Source organism: Cellulomonas sp. NEAU-ZC6, assembly GCF_056844425.1.
The window spans coordinates 152,477-168,341 of record NZ_JBXFYH010000001.1; the positions used below are offsets into that span (position 1 = coordinate 152,477).

13 protein-coding genes are annotated in these 15,865 nt (G+C 76.5%); 8 read left to right on the plus strand and 5 right to left on the minus strand.

The genetic code is table 11. The features are described 5' to 3' along the window. The first annotated feature begins 182 nt into the window (after positions 1 to 182). Entirely contained in the window at positions 183 to 1,820 is a 1,638-nt protein-coding gene (locus AC1050_RS00665; protein ID WP_482385459.1) for a peroxidase family protein, read from the plus strand. A gap of 112 nt (positions 1,821 to 1,932) precedes the next feature. Here the strand turns inward: AC1050_RS00665 and AC1050_RS00670 are convergent, their stop codons facing one another. The 3 genes from AC1050_RS00670 to AC1050_RS00680 all read right to left on the minus strand — a co-directional run bounded on the left by AC1050_RS00670 (position 1,933) and on the right by AC1050_RS00680 (position 5,853). Then, positions 1,933 to 3,000, minus strand: a complete 1,068-nt coding sequence (locus AC1050_RS00670; RefSeq protein WP_482385460.1) for a YihY/virulence factor BrkB family protein — start codon at positions 2,998 to 3,000, stop codon at positions 1,933 to 1,935. 139 nt (positions 3,001 to 3,139) lie between these two features. Continuing rightward, positions 3,140 to 3,682: a winged helix-turn-helix domain-containing protein gene (locus AC1050_RS00675; protein ID WP_482385461.1), complete on the minus strand. Its 543-nt coding sequence runs from the start codon at positions 3,680 to 3,682 to the stop codon at positions 3,140 to 3,142. A 305-nt stretch (positions 3,683 to 3,987) separates the two neighbouring features. Beyond that, positions 3,988 to 5,853 carry a metallophosphoesterase family protein gene (locus AC1050_RS00680; RefSeq protein ID WP_482385462.1) on the minus strand — a complete coding sequence of 622 codons (1,866 nt, stop codon included), beginning with the start codon at positions 5,851 to 5,853 and terminating at the stop codon, positions 3,988 to 3,990. A gap of 96 nt (positions 5,854 to 5,949) precedes the next feature. On the opposite strand from AC1050_RS00680, the gene AC1050_RS00685 reads away from it, so the two are divergent. The 3 genes from AC1050_RS00685 (at position 5,950) to AC1050_RS00695 (ending at position 9,092) form a co-directional block, all read left to right on the plus strand. After that, entirely contained in the window at positions 5,950 to 6,963 is a 1,014-nt protein-coding gene (locus AC1050_RS00685) for a cation diffusion facilitator family transporter (RefSeq protein WP_482385463.1), read from the plus strand. A gap of 82 nt (positions 6,964 to 7,045) precedes the next feature. Continuing rightward, the gene (locus AC1050_RS00690; protein WP_482385464.1) at positions 7,046 to 8,377 is read left to right on the plus strand and encodes a cytochrome P450; all 1,332 of its coding nucleotides are present in this window, start codon (positions 7,046 to 7,048) and stop codon (positions 8,375 to 8,377) included. Between the two features lie 310 nt (positions 8,378 to 8,687). Then, the gene (locus tag AC1050_RS00695) at positions 8,688 to 9,092 is read left to right on the plus strand and encodes a hypothetical protein (RefSeq protein ID WP_482385465.1); all 405 of its coding nucleotides are present in this window, start codon (positions 8,688 to 8,690) and stop codon (positions 9,090 to 9,092) included. 344 nt (positions 9,093 to 9,436) lie between these two features. Here the strand turns inward: AC1050_RS00695 and AC1050_RS00700 are convergent, their stop codons facing one another. After that, positions 9,437 to 10,219, minus strand: coding sequence for a fructosamine kinase family protein (locus AC1050_RS00700; RefSeq protein WP_482385466.1), 783 nt, complete (start codon positions 10,217 to 10,219; stop codon positions 9,437 to 9,439). Positions 10,220 to 10,301: 82 nt separating this feature from the next. Here AC1050_RS00700 and AC1050_RS00705 point away from each other — a divergent pair, with 82 nt between their 5' ends. After that, positions 10,302 to 11,297, plus strand: a complete 996-nt coding sequence (locus AC1050_RS00705; RefSeq protein WP_482385467.1) for an aminoglycoside phosphotransferase family protein — start codon at positions 10,302 to 10,304, stop codon at positions 11,295 to 11,297. Between the two features lie 99 nt (positions 11,298 to 11,396). Here AC1050_RS00705 and AC1050_RS00710 read toward each other — a convergent pair whose 3' ends face one another. Further along, positions 11,397 to 11,912, minus strand: coding sequence for an Lrp/AsnC family transcriptional regulator (locus AC1050_RS00710; protein ID WP_482385468.1), 516 nt, complete (start codon positions 11,910 to 11,912; stop codon positions 11,397 to 11,399). Positions 11,913 to 12,019: 107 nt separating this feature from the next. Here AC1050_RS00710 and ald point away from each other — a divergent pair, with 107 nt between their 5' ends. The 3 genes from ald to AC1050_RS00725 all read left to right on the plus strand — a co-directional run bounded on the left by ald (position 12,020) and on the right by AC1050_RS00725 (position 15,837). Further along, a complete protein-coding gene (gene ald, locus AC1050_RS00715) occupies positions 12,020 to 13,138 on the plus strand; it encodes an alanine dehydrogenase (protein ID WP_482385469.1) in 1,119 nt (372 codons plus the stop codon). 63 nt (positions 13,139 to 13,201) lie between these two features. Then, complete coding sequence (locus tag AC1050_RS00720) at positions 13,202 to 13,756, plus strand: GNAT family N-acetyltransferase (RefSeq protein ID WP_482385470.1); 555 nt, start codon at positions 13,202 to 13,204, stop codon at positions 13,754 to 13,756. After that, the gene (locus tag AC1050_RS00725; RefSeq protein WP_482385471.1) at positions 13,753 to 15,837 is read left to right on the plus strand and encodes a M3 family metallopeptidase; all 2,085 of its coding nucleotides are present in this window, start codon (positions 13,753 to 13,755) and stop codon (positions 15,835 to 15,837) included. The genes AC1050_RS00720 and AC1050_RS00725 overlap by 4 nt, the downstream gene beginning before the upstream one ends. The last annotated feature ends 28 nt before the right edge of the window (positions 15,838 to 15,865 follow it).

The following is a 15,865-nucleotide window of genomic DNA, read 5'->3' on the forward strand; positions in this document are numbered from 1 at the left end:
TTACGGCCGCCCGCCGCCGGTGGTGTGATGGGGATCCCCCCGATCCGGTCCCGCGCCGTCGACGTCGACGCCGCCCGCGCCGGAGATCCGCGGTCCGGGCAGCGCCCGTCCCGCCCCCGCCCGTCGCGCGCGACGGGGACCGTCGTCCGACGAGGTACGTCGCCCCAGGGGGAGCCCCACCCATGAACGCCACCCAGACCGACACCGCCGCGCCCGCCGTCGCCGGGCGGGTGATCGAGAACGTCAGCCACGGCGAGGTGCTCGAGCGCCAGACCCGCGCGTCCGCGTTCGACTACCTGTTCCCCGACCTGGTCGGCGACGCCGGCAGCCACCTGCCCACGACGGACGCCCCGCAGGTGATCGCCCTGCTGCGGCGGCTCGGGGGAGCGATGGCCGAGCCGGCCGCCAGCCCCGCCCCGCCGTCGACCATCCCGGCGGTCTACACCTACTGGGGCCAGTTCATCGACCACGACCTCACGCTGGAGGACTCGGCGGACGCGAGCATGCAGCAACCGGCGGTGGCCGAGCCCACCCTGCAGCCCGTGGACCCGGAGACGGTGCGCAGCCGGCTCGGGAACGCCCGCCAGCCGTACCTGAACCTGGACGCGGTGTACGGCGACGGGCCGGGCGGCCGGAAGTCGTCGGCGTTCTACGCGGGCGCGTTCCTCAAGCTGGGCACGCTGGCGTCGCCCGCCCCCGGGCAGCCGGTGCCCGCTGCCGAGGACCCGGACGAGCGGGACCTGCCCGGCCGGCGCCGGGTCGCGAACCCCGCCACGGGGCGGGACGAGTTCCCGGCGAGGATCGGCGACTCGCGCAACGACGAGAACCTCGTCGTCGCGCAGCTACACCTGGCCTACCTGCGGTTCCACAACGCCGTCGCGCACGCGATCCAGGTCGCCGAGCCGGGCCTGTCGAAGCAGGACCTGCTGGCCAAGGCCCAGCAGCTCACCCGGCACTGCCACCAGTGGCTGATCGTGCACGACTACCTGCGCACCGTGACCGTCCCGGGGACGGTCGACTGGGTGCTCGCGGGGCAGCCGGGCCTGTACCTGAGCCGGTTCCCGGCGGACCGGCCCGAGGCCATGCCGCTGGAGTTCTCGGTGGCCGCGTTCCGGTTCGGGCACTCCCAGATCCGGAACTCCTACGACTTCAACCGGAACTTCGGCGACCCCGGCTTCGTCGCGCCGCGGGCGTCCCTGGAGCAGCTGTTCCAGTTCACGGGCCGGGGCGGGTTCATCGGCGGCGCGACCCGCCTGCCGGCCAACTGGGCCATCGAGTGGGACCGGTTCGTGGACAAGGCCGACCCCGACCCCCGGCACTTCGCCCGCGCGATCGACACCCAGCTGGCCGACGACCTGTCGGTGATGCGCAACGAGCCGCGCGACCTGGCCGGCATCCAGGAGCACCTGGCCAAGCGGAACCTGCTGCGCGGCTACCTGCTGAGCCTGCCGACCGGCGAGGCGGTCGCCCGGGCGCTGGCGATCCGGCCGCTGACCCGGGGCGAGCTGCTCCGCGGCGCCCCGGCCGGTGTGCGCAGCGCCCTGACCAGCCCCGAGCTCAGCGGCCGGACGCCGCTGTGGTACTACGTGCTCAAGGAGGCGGAGGTCCTCACGGCCGGCAACTCGCTCGGTCCGGTGGGCAGCCGCATCGTCGCGGAGACGATCATCGGGCTGATCCGGCACGACGCGCAGTCGTACCTCAACGTCGTCCCCGCCTGGGGCGCGGCGCCCGTCCCCACGATCGGCACCGGACCGCAGGCCCGGACGGTGACCAGCCTGGCCGACCTGCTGGAGGTGGCCGGGGTCATGCCCCCGGCCTGACGGCGTCCTGGCGGTCGGCCGGTCCCGGCACGACGACGCCGGCCCGGGCGGGCAGCACGCCGTGCGGCGCGTCGCTCCCCGGGCCGGCGTCGTCGGTGCGGGCGGGGTCCGGTCAGCGCGGCGGGCGCTTGCGGTTCTGCTCGCGGATGGCCCGGCCGCGGCGGACGTCCTCCTCGGCCTTGGCGCGCTTCTTGTCGCTCGCACGGGTGTCGCGCGGGGGCAGCTGGATGGTGCGCTCAGCCTCGATGCCGCCCTGCAGCTCGCGGCCGCGTTCCACCTCGGCGTCGAGCTCGGCACCGAACAGCAGCGCGAGGTTGGACAGCCAGAGCCACAGCAGCATGATGATCACGCCGGCCAGCGAGCCGTAGGTGCTGCCGTAGCTGCCGAAGTTCGACACGTAGAAGCCGAACCCGACCGAGGCGAGGATCCACACCACGACCGCGACCAGGGCACCGACGCTCATCCAGCGGAACTTCGGCTGCCGCACGTTCGGCGTGAAGTAGTACAGGATCGCGATGGCCAGGACCACCAGCAGCAGCACCACCGGCCACTTCGCGATGTTCCAGACGGTCACGGCGACCGAGCTCAGCCCGATCGCGTCGCCCACCTGCTCGGCGATCCCGCCGGACAGCACCACGGCGACGACGATCAGCACCGCGAAGATGACGAGCACGAGGGTGACCACCAGGAGCACCGGGCGCAGCTTCCAGATCGGCCGGCCCTCGTCGATCTCGTAGATCCGGTTCATGCCGCGGCTGAACGCGTTCACGAACCCCGAGGCCGACCACAGGGCCACGACCAGGGAGATGATGAACGTCAGACCCGCGCCGGGGGAGTTGGAGATGTTCTGCAGGATCGGCTCGATCGTCTCCTGCGCGCTGTCCTGCCCCACGATGCCGGTCGCGGTCTCGACCAGGTCCTCCACCAGCTGCTGGCCGTTGCCGACCAGGCCGAGGATCGACACGACCGCCAGCAGCCCCGGCGCGATGGCCAGGACCGCGTAGTAGGTGAGCGCGGCGGCCAGGTCGGTGGCCTGGTCGTGCTGGAACTCCCGCACCGTGGTCCGGAGCACGTACTTCCACGACCGCTTGTGCAGGTCGTCGGGGGAGTCGGGCTTGCGCGGGTCCTCCGGGTCGGGCGCTGCTGCCGCCTTCTGGGCGCTCGTCGAGTCGTCGGCCACGGTGTCCTCCTGCACGTGCGGCCGCCCGCACCGGGCGGGCGGCGTCGGCGGGGCGCTGGTGCTGCCCCGTGCGCCAGCGTCACCCGAGCGGGCGGGGTCCGCCACACGAACGGCCCAGCGGGAGCCGGGACCCGGCGGGTCAGCCCTCGACGCGCAGGCCGTCGAGCGCGTTCAGCCGGTACCCGACGCCGCGCACGGTGGTGATCAGGCCGTCCAGCCCGGTCTTGGCGCGGACGCGCCGCACGTGCACGTCGACGGTGCGGGTCCCGGCGGACAGGTCCTGGCTGCGCCACGCGCCGTCGTAGAGCTCGTCGCGGGAGACGACCCGGCCCGCCGCGCGGGCGAGGTACGCGACCAGGTCGAACTCCTGGCGGGTCAGGTCGACGTCGGCGCCGTCCACCCGGAGGCGGCGCCCCGGCAGGTCCACCAGCACGGCGGGCGCGAGGGGGAGCGCGGCGAGCAGCGCCTCGAACCGGCGCAGGTCGGCGAGGTGGGCGACGTCGGGCTGCTGGGGCAGGTCCGCACGGGCCGCCGCGGCGGGCAGGCCGCGTGCGGGACGGACCGGCGCGGCGGGCCGCGCGGGGCCGAGGCGGCCGGTGCCCGTCCGGGCGGCGGCGGTGCGGACCGGCGCGGTGCGGACCGGCGTGGTGCGGACGGGCGTGGCAGGGGTCAGGACGCTCATGGGGTGCTCCTCGGGCGGGTCCGCCGGCGCGGGGCGTTCTCCTGCGCGGCGGGGCGGGACGCGAGGTCCCGCGGGTGGCTGACGGCTGGGGTGGCGGTCAGGCCCGACAGAGCGGACGCGCGCAGGCGGGCCGCGTGGCGCGGCGCAGCAGGAGCGCGGAGGTCATGGGAGCGAGTGTGGCACGCCGGCGGCGGCGTCGGCACGGACCCGCGGCAGCCGTCTCAGGGGCCGGACGGACGTGACGGCGGCCCGGCCCGGTGGCGGCACCTGGGGGCCCCGGAGTGCTCGCGGTGGCCGTGCGCGGCTCAGCCCGCGGCGGGCTCGGTGACGTCCGGGCTCGGCGTCCCGGTCGGCTCCTCGTCGGCCTCCGGGTCCGGGTCCGGCACCGGTACCGGCCAGGGCTCGGGGTCGTGCACGGTGGCGCTCGCGTCGGTCCCGATCTCGACCAGCTGCCAGTCGATGATCCGGCGGGTGCCCGGGTCCCAGCGCAGGACGGTCATCTCGGCGGTGCCCTTGAGCGGCCCGATCCGGGGCTCGTTCTCCTGCGCACCGGCGGTGGACGAGGAGATGTACCGGATGCCCTCGCCGATCTGCTCCGGGTCGGTGCGCGTGTGCATGTGCCCGGAGATCAGGGACGGCACGCAGCCGTCGGCCAGCAGGTTCGGGGCCACCCGCGGGTTGTGGAACAGCACCAGGTCGACGCCGTCGCGGTCCTCGCACGCGACCTCGGCCAGGCGGGTGCCGACGTCGGCGTACGACTCGTCCTGCGTCGGCTGGGCGAGCAGCCGGTTCGCCTTGGGGTCCTTGTCGCCGAGGATGCGCATCCCGCGCACGTCCAGCACGCCGCCGTCCAGGACGACCGCGCCGGCCCGCGCGTACTGGGCGGTGGTGGGGGCGGAGTCGTGGTTGCCCGGCGCGGTGATGAGGTCCACGCCGTCCGGGATCGCCCGCGCGAACGTGGAGGCGCAGTACTGCTCGACCGACGTGCCGTTCATCGTGGTGTCGCCCGCGTCGAGCACCACCTCCGCGCCCGACATCTCGGTCAGCGACGTGATCAGCGGCGCCATGCCGACGTTGCAGTGCAGGTCGGAGACGAGCAGCAGCGTCATCGGCTCCTCGGCCGCGTCCTGATCGGCCTCGTCGGCCTCCCCGTCGCTGCTCGGCGTGGGCGTCGGGGCCGGGCTCGAGGTCGGGCTCGACGTCGCCGCGGTCCCGCCGCCGCCGCCGTCGTCGTCGTCGCGCGTGCGGGCGTCGCGCTCCCGCTCCTGCGCCGCCTCGACGGCCGGCCGGCGGTCCTCCCAGCCGTCCCACGCGGCGACCAGGGCGTCACCGGCCTGGTCGTAGAACTCCTCGTTGTCCCGGAACGCCTGCACCACGAGCCCGCCGTAGGTGTCGACGATGCCACCCAGCCTGCCGGTGACCCGCGCGCCCTCCAGCGGGGTGCCGTCGAACACCTCGGTGGCGGGCGAGGCGACCACCGCGGACCGCGCGCGGTCCCGCTCGCTCGCGGTGACGAGGGTCGCCACGAGGGCCACCGCGACGCCTCCCGCCACCAGCTGGCCGGCGTGCGGCCGCAGCCGCGCACCGAGCTCGCGCCGGCGGGCGCCGCCGAGCAGACCGCGCCCGACGAACCAGGCGGCCACCAGCAGCACCAGCGTGATCGCGGCCCGCGCCAGGGCGTTCGCGACCAGCGCCCGCACCGCGTCCTCGATGGTGGCCTGCGGCCCGGTGAAGAACTGCAGGTACGAGTTCAGGTCCCCGGTGAGCGCCTGCAGGGTGTCGACGTCGTGCAGCGCGTCGACGTCGACCGGGATCTCCTCCACCGTGACGCGTGCGCCGAGCCCGACCGGCAGCGGCGAGTCGATCTGCAGCGTGCCGATCGGCCCCAGGTCCACGGTCACCGTGGCGTCGGTCGTGACGTCGTACCGCGCCTCGTGCGGCCCGAAGCTCAGCTGCGCGGACGCCGTGGTGACGCCCACCACGAGGGCGACCAGCACGGCGGCGGCCCCCAGCAGCACGGTCTGCAGCCGGGGTCGGCGGGGCCGCACGCCGCGCAGGCGCCCGAGCGCGCGCCGGACGGGCGCCCACCGGTCGGACCGGTCGTCCGGTCCCGGCGACGCGGGGGTGGTCGGCCGGGGGGCCGCGGGCTGGGCGGGGTGCTGGTCGGACATCGTCGACGAGCCTAGGGGTGACGAGGGCGCGCCGCAGCGGGCTGCCTCTGCCGGGGACGGCGAGCGCCGGCACCGCCGCTGTGCTACCCCGGGACCATGACGACGCCCGCCGGCACCTCAGGAACCGCGGGCACCGCGCCCGCCGCACCCACGCTCACCACCCCCGACCCGGGCAGCAGCACCCAGCACGGCGAGAGCACGCTCACCGTCGTCGTCGCGCTCGCCGCCAACGCGCTGATCGCCGTCGCCAAGACGGTCGCCGCCGTGCTGACCGGCGCGGCCTCGATGCTCGCGGAGGCCGCGCACTCCTGGGCCGACACCGGCAACGAGGTGTTCCTGCTGATCGCCCAGCGCCGGGCCGCCAAGCCCGCCGACGACTCGCACCCCCTCGGCCACGGCCGGGAGGTCTACGTGTGGTCGATGTTCGCCGCCATCGGGTTGTTCGCCGTCGGCGCGGGGGTGTCGATCACGCACGGCGTCCAGGAGCTGGTGCACCCGGAGCCGGCCGAGTCGTTCGGCGTCGCCTACGCGGTGCTGGGCGTGGCGTTCGTGCTCGAGGGGATCTCGTTCCTGCAGGCCTGGCGGCAGGCCCGCGGCGCAGCGGCCCGCCGGGACCAGGACCTGTGGGACCACGTGCTGGCGACGTCGGACCCGACGGTGCGCGCGGTGTTCTTCGAGGACGCCGCCGCGCTGATCGGCATCGTGATCGCGGCCGCCGGGATCGGCCTGCACCAGGCGACGGGCTCGGCCGTCCCCGACGCGGTCGGGTCGATCCTGGTCGGCGTCCTGCTCGGCGTGGTCGCCGTGCTGCTGATCGACCGGAACCGGCGGTTCCTGGTCGGCGAGGTGGCCGACCCGGCCATCCAGTCCGCCGCCGTGCGGGCGCTGCTGGCCCTGCCGGAGGTGGCACGGGTCACGCAGCTGCGGCTCGAGGTGGTCGGCGCGCGCCAGCTGTACCTGACCGGCGCCGTCGACCTGACCGGGAACCTCGCGGAGGACGAGGCGTCGCACGCGCTCGCCGCCGCCGAGCGGCGGATCACGGCCGTCCCGGGCATCGTGGGGGCGGTGCTGTCGCTCTCCGAGCCGGACGAGCCGGCGCTGCCCGCCTGACCCGCCTGACCCGTCCGACCGCCCGAGCCGCCCGACCGCGTGAGCCGCTTGATCGCCCGATCCCCCTGCCGGAAGGACCCGCATGACCGTCGTCAGCCCCCGCACGCCCGTCGACCTCGGTCCCGCGCGGTCCGCCGCCGTGGCGGGCCGGGTGCTGCTGCCGCTGGTCGCCCAGGGCGCGATCGTCCGCCGCCCCCGGGCGACCGCGTGGGCCGAGCGCCACCAGACCGACCGGTCCGCCACCGCGCTGCTGCGCGACCTGCGCGCGGAGACGGGTGGCGCCCCGGTGGTGCTGCGGCTCGGGCCGCGGCGGGTGGTGCTGCCGCTGGACCCCGACGACGTCGGGACGCTGCTGACGCGCTCGCCGGAGCCGTTCAGCCCCGCGACGCGGGAGAAGCGGGCGGCGCTGGCGCACTTCGAGCCCGACGCCGTGCTCATCTCCCCGGCCGACCGGCGTCCTCGCCGCCGGCTGCTCAACGAGCAGGCGCTCGACACGTCCGAGCCGGTGCACCGGGACGCGGAGCCGCTCCTGGCGGCGGTGGACCGCGAGGCGGCGGAGCTGCTGGCGACCGTCCGCGCGACCGGGACGCTCGACCAGGACGTCTTCGCCCCCGCGTTCTGGCGGCTGGTCCGCACCGTCGTGCTCGGCGCGAGCGCGCGCGACGACGAGCGGGTGACCGAGCTGATGACGACGCTGCGCCGCGCCGCCAACTGGGCCTACCTGCACCCGCCCCGCCCCCGGCTGCGCGCCGAGCTGGCCGAGCGGCTGCAGGGCTACGTCGAGCGGGCCGAGCCCGGCAGCCTGATCGCGCACGCGGCGGCGGGTGGGGGTGCGGGCACGGCCGGGGAGGCCGTGGACCCCGCCGGGCAGGTGCCGCAGTGGCTGTTCGCGTACGACGCCGCCGGAGCCGCGGTGCTGCGCGCGCTGGCCGTCGCCGCCGCGCGGCCCGCCGTCCGGGACCGGCTGCGCGCCGAGGCCGCCTCCGGCGCCGCGATGCAGCCGTACGCGCGCGGTGCGGTCCTGGAGTCCGTGCGCCTGTGGCCGACCACCTTCGTCGTGCTGCGCGACAGCACCGCGCCCACCACGTGGGGAGCGCGCGAGCTGCCCGCCGGCACCGGGTTCGCGATCGTCAGCGCGCACACGCACCGGGACCGCGACCGCCTGGACTTCGCCGACTCGTTCGTCCCGGAGGCCTGGCTCGACGGCCGGGCGGACGCGGACTGGGGCCTGGTGCCGTTCAGTGGCGGCCCGGTGTCCTGCCCGGGGCGGAACGTCGTGCTGCTGACCGCCGGGCGGCTGCTGACCCGGCTCGCCGAGGCGGACCTGGACTTCCCGCGGGGCCGGTACCTCGCGCACGACCCGCTGCCCGCCACGTTCGACCACCTCGGGGCGCGGTTCGTCGTGCGCGGGTGAGGTCGGCCCCGGCGGGAGCCCCCCACGACGGGTGAAAGTCCGGGTGACCGGCAGCGGGATCGCCGCGTGGACCCCGGGGCGGCCGTCACCCGGTCGTGAAATACGGACGAAACCTGTCGCGTGACAGGCGTAAGGTGACCCGCGAGGGCGCGCCGCCCGCCGGGCAGGTCCCGCGCGGCCGCTCGACTGCCGAGAATGCCTGCCGCGAGCCGTGGTGTGCGCGCGATCGTGCGTCGCCGGGCCCTCCGTGTCCGCCCGGCGACCCCGGGGGCCACGACCCGAGGAAGCACAACAGCCCTGGAGGGCCTCGATGAACATGTCCATCGCCCGAGCCGGTCGTCGATCCACCCGCAGCCTGGGCCTGGTCGCCGCCGCCGTCGCGACGGCCGCCCTGCTCGCCGCCTGCTCCGGCGGTGCGGACGACGACGCGTCGTCCGCCCCGAGCAGCTCCGAGTCCGCCACGGGCTCGTCGACCTCCGGCGCCTCCGGCGACGTGCAGGTCATCGACCAGACCAACCTGCTGCTCGTGACGGCGCAGGAGACCCTCGAGGCCCGCGGCCTCGAGGTGCTCGTCGCCGACGCCTCGGGCCAGGGCCGCGAGATCGAGGACCCGACGCAGTGGGTCGTCGTGACGCAGGACCCGCAGTCCGGCACGGTCGAGGCCGGCACCGAGGTCACCATCACCGCGCGCATGACGACCGACCCCGCCTCCTGACGGGCGGAATAATCGCTGGCACCACCGCCTTGTACCGGGCGAGACTGAGGTCTCACGGTCCGCGCGGTGGTGCAGCACCCGCCGCGGGAGGACCGTCCCGGTCGCGGAGCACGCGCCCCTGGTGAGGGGTGGACGGACGCGGGCCGGGTGGCTCGTCACCGACGGTCCTCAACGAGGCCGGGACGGATCAGGCCGCGCGGGAGAAGGACAAGCGGGCGCGGTGGACGGTGGCGTGACGGTGCTGCACCTGGCGCCGAGAGCCCCGGGGTCGATCGGCCGGCAGCAGCCGGCGGGTCCCCCGGGGCTCTCGTGTTCCCCGGGGGAGCCCGGGCACCACGGGGCCGTCAGACGTACGGCGCGACCAGCCGGCGCAGCTGCGCGGCGTAGCCGCCGCGGAACAGCACCGCGTGCATGCCGACGGGGTACACCTGGTGCAGCGCCACCCGGTGCTGCCAGCCGCGGCGCAGCGGGTGCACCTGCTGGTAGCCGTCCAGCACGTCGGTCAGGTGCGGGCACCCGAACAGCGCGAGCATCGCCAGGTCGCTCTCCCGGTGCCCGCCGTGCGCGGCCGGGTCGATCAGCGTCGCGCCGGCGGGCGTCCACAGCACGTTGCCGGACCAGAGGTCGCCGTGCAGGCGCGCCGGGTGGTCGCCGTCGTCCAGGTCCCCGCGCCGCAGGACGTCCGCGAGCCGGCGCAGCAGCGCGACGTCGTCCGGGACCAGCGCCCGGCGCCGGGCGGCGGCTGCGGCGAGCGGCTCGATGCGGCAGTCGGCGAGGAACGCGCCCCAGCTCTCGTGGTCGCCGGCCGGCATCGGCAGCGGGTCGCCGAGCGGGCCGAAGAACCCGTCGCCCTGCCAGCCGGCCGGCGGGCTGCCGAACCGCGGTGCGCCGGCGTCGTGCAGGACGGCGAGCCCGCGGCCGAGCTCCACCGCGGCCCGCCGGGTCGGCGGCACCTCGGTCAGCCGCTCCAGGTCCAGGTGGTCCGGGCCGACCCCGCGCACCGCGACGACCGGCACCGCACCGCGCACCCGCAGCCACGCCAGCCCCGCCGCCTCGCAGGCGAACAGCCCCGCTGGCGCCCCCGCGCGCTGCTTCCGGTAGGTGCCGCCCTCGTGGTCCGTCCCCATGCCCCTGCCCCCGGTCCGCCGGCACGGTGGTCCGGGCCCGGACCGCGTGACCCGCCCGGCGCCCGCCCCTAGCCTGGGCCGCGTGCGACCCTCCTCGATCCTCGGCAGCGCCGCCGCCCCGGCGGGGGAGGCGCGCCGCGCGGCGGAGCAGCCGGTTCCCGTGCCCGACGCCGTGCGCCGCGGGGCCGGGCGCACCCCCGACGGCACCGCCTGGCTCGCACGGCTGCCGGGGCTCGTCGCCCGCGCGCTCGACCGCTGGTCGCTGACCGCGGGGGACCCGTTCCCGTCCGGGTCCGCGTCGTGGTGCGCACCCGTGCGCGACCGCGCGGGGCGCGACCTGGTCCTCAAGCTCTCGTTCCCGCACGCCGAGGCGGCGGACGAGGCCGCGGTGCTGCGCGCCTGGGACGGGCACGGCGCGGCCGGGCTGGTCGCCGCGCACGCGCCGGACTGGGCGCTGCTGCTGGACCGCGTCCGGCCCGGCACCCCGCTGCGCGCGGCCCGGACGCCGGTGCTGCGCCGCCTGACCGAGGCCGCCGACGTGCTGCACGCCCTGCACGCGGCACCCGCGCCCGGCGGCCTGCCGGAGCTGACGGACGTCGCCGCCCGCTGGGGCGTGCTGGTCGAGGAGCGCGCCGACGCCGCCCGCACGGCCGGCGCGCGGACCGACGCCGGGCTGCTGCGGGCGGCGCTCGTCGTGCTGCGCGGGCCCGCCGGCCCGGCGCCGGTGGTCCTGCACGGCGACCTCAACCCGGGCAACCTCCTGCGCTCGGACGACGGCTGGCGCGCGATCGACCCCAAGGCGCTGCGCGGCGACCCCGCGTACGACCCGTGGCCGCTGCTGGAGCAGGTCGGCCGCCCGTGGCGCACGCCGGACCCGGTGCGCACGCTGCGGGACCGCACGCGGCGGGTCGCCGACCGCGCGGGCCTCGACCCGGTCGCCACCGCCGGCTGGGCGCTGGCCCGCGGCACGGAGGCCGCGCTGTGGGGATGGGCGCACGACGCGGACGTCGCCCGGCTGCACCGCGGCCTGGCCCGGGCGGGGGACTGGGCGCGGGTGCGTGACGCGCTGACGGGCTGACGCCGCCGACGCCGCTGACCGACCGACGCGCCGACGCGCCGACGCGCTGACCGACCGGCGCGCTGACCGACCGGCGGCCTGACGCGCCGAGCCCGGCGGTCAGCCGCCGACGGCACCGCGCAGGTGGTCGAACACGAGGCTGGTCTCGGTCGAGGCGACGTCGGGCCGGTCGCTCAGCCGCTCGACGACGAACCGGCGCAGCTCGTCCGTGTCGCGCACCGCCACGTGCAGCAGGAAGTCGTCCGCGCCCGCCAGGAAGTAGACGTCCAGCACCTCGGGCCGTCCCGCGATCGACCGTGCGAACGGCTCGAGCGTCGCCCGGGAACCCGCGGCCATCCGCACGGCGACCATCGCGCGCAGCCCGCGGCCGAGCGCGCCCGGGTCCACGTCGGCGTGGAACCCGCGGATCACGCCGGCGCGTCGCAGCGCGCGGACCCGGGACAGGCAGGTCGACGGCGCGATGCCGACCGCGGCGGCCAGCGCGTTGTTGGGCAGCCGGCCGTCCTCCTGCAGCAGGCGGACCAGGTGCCGGTCGACCGCGTCGAGCGCCCCGGCCCGAACATCGTTCGGCGGTGTGACGTGCGTCGCAGGCGGGACGGCAGGAAGTTCGGCCACGGTGGGAGAGTAACGAACGGATACGCACCGACATCTCGCGGAAACACGCGGAAGTTCACGCTGGAGCCCTACCGGTGCCGCCCGGCGCCACGACAGGAGGAGTCGTCATGAGGGTCGGGGTCCCCGCCGAGGTGAAGAACCACGAGTACCGCGTCGCGATCACGCCGGCGGGGGTGCACCAGCTGGTCGCCGCGGGGCACGAGGTGCTGGTGCAGGCGGGTGCCGGCCTCGGCTCGGCGATCGCGGACGACGCGTACGCCGCGGCCGGCGCCCGCCTGCTGCCGACCGCCGCCGAGGTCTGGGGCGCGGCGGACCTGGTGTGCAAGGTCAAGGAGCCGGTCGCGTCCGAGTACGGGTTCCTGCGAGAGGGGCTGGTGCTGTTCACCTACCTGCACCTCGCCGCCGACCGCCCGCAGACGGAGGCGCTGCTCGCCGCCGGGGTGACGTCGATCGCCTACGAGACGGTCCAGCTCGCCGACGGCTCGCTGCCGCTGCTGGCGCCGATGAGCGAGGTCGCGGGCCGGCTCGCCGCGCAGGTCGGCGCCTACCACCTGATGCGCACCGCCGGCGGCTCGGGGCGCCTGCTCGGCGGCGTGCCGGGCGTCGCGCCGGGCAGGGTCGTCGTGATCGGCGGCGGGGTGGCCGGGCAGCACGCGGCCGAGGTCGCGCTCGGCATGCGGGCCGACGTCACCGTGCTCGACCTGTCCGTGCCGCGGCTGCGGGAGCTGGACACCGCGTTCGGCGGCCGGGTGCGCACGCTCGCCTCGTCGGCGTACGCGGTCCGGGAGGCCGTCGCGGACGCCGACCTGGTGGTCGGGGCGGTCCTCGTCCCGGGCGCGCGGGCCCCGAAGCTGGTCACCGACGAGATGGTCGCCGGGATGCGGCCCGGCTCGGTGCTGGTGGACGTCGCGGTGGACCAGGGCGGCTGCTTCGAGTCCACCCGGCCCACGACGCACGCCGACCCGACGTTCCGGGTGCACGACGCGATCTTCTACTGCGTCGCCAACATGCCGGGCGCCGTGCCGGTGACGTCCACGCACGCCCTGACCAACGTCACGCTGCCCTACCTGACCGCGCTGGCCGGCCGCGGCTGGCGGGACGCGGCCGCGGCCGACCCCGCGCTGGCCGCCGGCCTCGCGACGCACGCGGGCGACCTGCTGCACGCCGGGGTCGGTGCCGCCCACGGTCTCCCCGTCGTCGACCGGGCGGTGGCGCTGGCGGGCTGATCGGCGGTGCCGAGCGGCGGAATGCGTGCGACACCGCGGGTCCGCAGGTGGCACGGTGGGCCGATGGAGCCCTTCGAGCTGACCGACGGCGTCGTGCTGCTGCGCGTCCCCGGTCCCGCGGACGTCGACCGCGTCACCACCCTGTGCCAGGACCCGGCGATCCAGGAGTGGACCACGGTGCCGAGCCCGTACGCGCGGCCCGACGCCGAGGGCTTCCTCACCCGGCTCGTCCCGGAGGGCTGGGCGCGCGGGACGCAGTGGAACTGGTCGGTGCGCCAGGCGGACGACGACCTGCTCGTCGGCATGGTCGGCCTCGCCCGCGGGGACGACGGCGCCGCGGAGCTCGGGTACTGGCTCGCCCCCGGAGCCCGCGGTCGCGGGCTGATGGGGCGGGCGGTGGCGCTCGTCGTGGCGACCGCCTTCGACCGGCTGGGCCTGGAGCGCCTGACCTGGCGCGCCTTCGTCGGCAACGGCCCGTCGCGGCGGGTCGCCGAGCGCGCGGGGTTCCGCGTCGCCGAGGGCTGGCGTCCCGGCGAGCACCGAGGTGCCCCGCGGGACGAGTGGCACGGCGAGCTGCTCCGCGCCGACGTCGCCGCGTCGGAGATGATGGGCCGATGACCACCACCCTCGCCGCGGACAACCCGTTCGCCACCCCCTCCGCCCTGCCCTACGGCCTGCCCGACTTCGCCCGGATCCGCGAGGAGCACTACCGGCCCGCGCTGCTCGCCGGGATGGCGGAGCAGCGGGCCGAGGTCGAGGCGATCGCGGCCGCCGCCGAGCCGGCCACGGTCGAGAACACCCTGGAGGCGCTCGAGCGCTCGGGGCGCCTGCTGCACCGTGCCGCGGTGGCGTTCTTCAACCAGTCGTCGTCGGACTCCACGCCGGGCCTGGAGGCCCTCGAGGAGGAGGTCGCGCCGCTGCTGGCCGCGCACCAGGACGCCATCTACCTGGACCGCCGGCTGTTCGCGCGGGTCGAGGCGCTGCAGGACGCCGCCGCGGCCGGGGACCTGGACCTCGCGCCCGACACCGCCTGGCTGCTGCACCGGCTGCACACCGCCTTCGTGCGCGCCGGCGTCCGGCTGGACGACGCGGCGCAGGACCGGCTGCGCGAGCTGAACGCCGAGATCACCCGCCTGGAGACCGTGTTCGGCCGGCAGCTGCTGGCGGAGACCAACGAGTCCGCGGTGCTCGTCACCGACCCGGCCGAGCTCGACGGCCTGGCCGACGACGCCCGCGCCGCCGCGGCCGAGGCCGCCACCCGCCGCGGGCACGAGGGCGCCTGGCTGATCGACCTGGTCCTGCCCACGCAGCAGCCCGCGCTCGCGTCGCTGACCGACCGCGCGCTGCGCGAGCGGATCCACACCGCGTCCGTGCGCCGCGGCGGCCGGGGCACCGCCCACGACACCCGCGCCACGCTGCTCGCCCTGGCGCGCCTGCGGGCCGAGCGCGCGCAGCTGCTGGGCTACCCGCACCACGCGGCCTACATCGCCGCGGACGCCACCGCGAAGACGCCGGAGGCCGTCGCCGACATCCTGGCCCGCCTGGCACCCGCGGCGGTCGCCAACGCCCGCGCGGAGGCCGCCGACCTGGAGGCCGCGCTGCAGCGCGACGTGCCGGGCGCCACCCTCGAGGCCTGGGACTGGGCCTACTACGCCGAGCAGGTCCGCAAGGAGCGCCGCTCGCTGGACGACGCGCTGCTGCGCCCCTACCTGGAGCTGGACCGCGTGCTGCGCGAGGGCGTGTTCCGCGCCGCCGGCGAGCTGTACGGCCTCACCTTCACGGAGCGCCCCGACCTGGTCGGCTACCACCCGGACGCCCGCGTGTTCGAGGTCGCGGACGCCGACGGCACCGGGCTCGGCCTATTCGTCGGGGACTTCTGGACCCGCGACTCCAAGCGCGGCGGCGCGTGGATGAACAACCTGGTGGACCAGTCGGGGCTGCTCGGCGAGCAGCCCGTCGTGGTGAACAACCTCAACATCCCGAAGCCGCCGGCGGGGGAGCCGACCCTGCTCACCTGGGACGAGGTCATCACCCTGTTCCACGAGTTCGGGCACGCGCTGCACGGGCTGTTCTCCGCCGTCCGGTACCCGTCGCAGTCCGGCACCGAGGTGCCGCGGGACTTCGTCGAGTACCCGTCGCAGGTCAACGAGATGTGGGCCTGGGAGCCCTCGATCCTGCGGGCGTACGCGGTGCACCACCGCACCGGCGAGCCGATGCCGGCGTCCTGGGTGCAGACCATGCTCGACGCGCGGCAGGACGGCGAGGGCTTCGCCACCACCGAGTACCTCGGTGCCGCCCTGCTCGACCAGGCCTGGTACCGGCTGTCCCCGCAGGACGTGCCGACGGACGTGCAGCAGGTCGAGGCGTTCGAGGCCGCCGCGCTCGAGGCCGCGGGCACCGCCTTCGCGCCCGTGCCGCCCCGCTACCGGACCACGTACTTCAACCACGTGTTCGGCGGCGGCTACTCGGCCGGGTACTACTCGTACATCTGGTCCGAGGTGCTCGACGCGGACACGGTCACCTGGTTCGAGGAGAACGGCGGGCTGCGCCGCGAGAACGGCGACACCTTCCGGGCGCGGCTGCTGTCCCGCGGCGGCTCGGTCGACCCGATGGCCGCGTTCCGCGACCTGCGCGGCCGCGACCCGGAGATCGCGCCGCTGCTCGCGCGCCGCGGCCTCACGGCGGCCCCGCAGGCCTGACGCGCCCCGCCCCGTCCCGTGCCGCCCC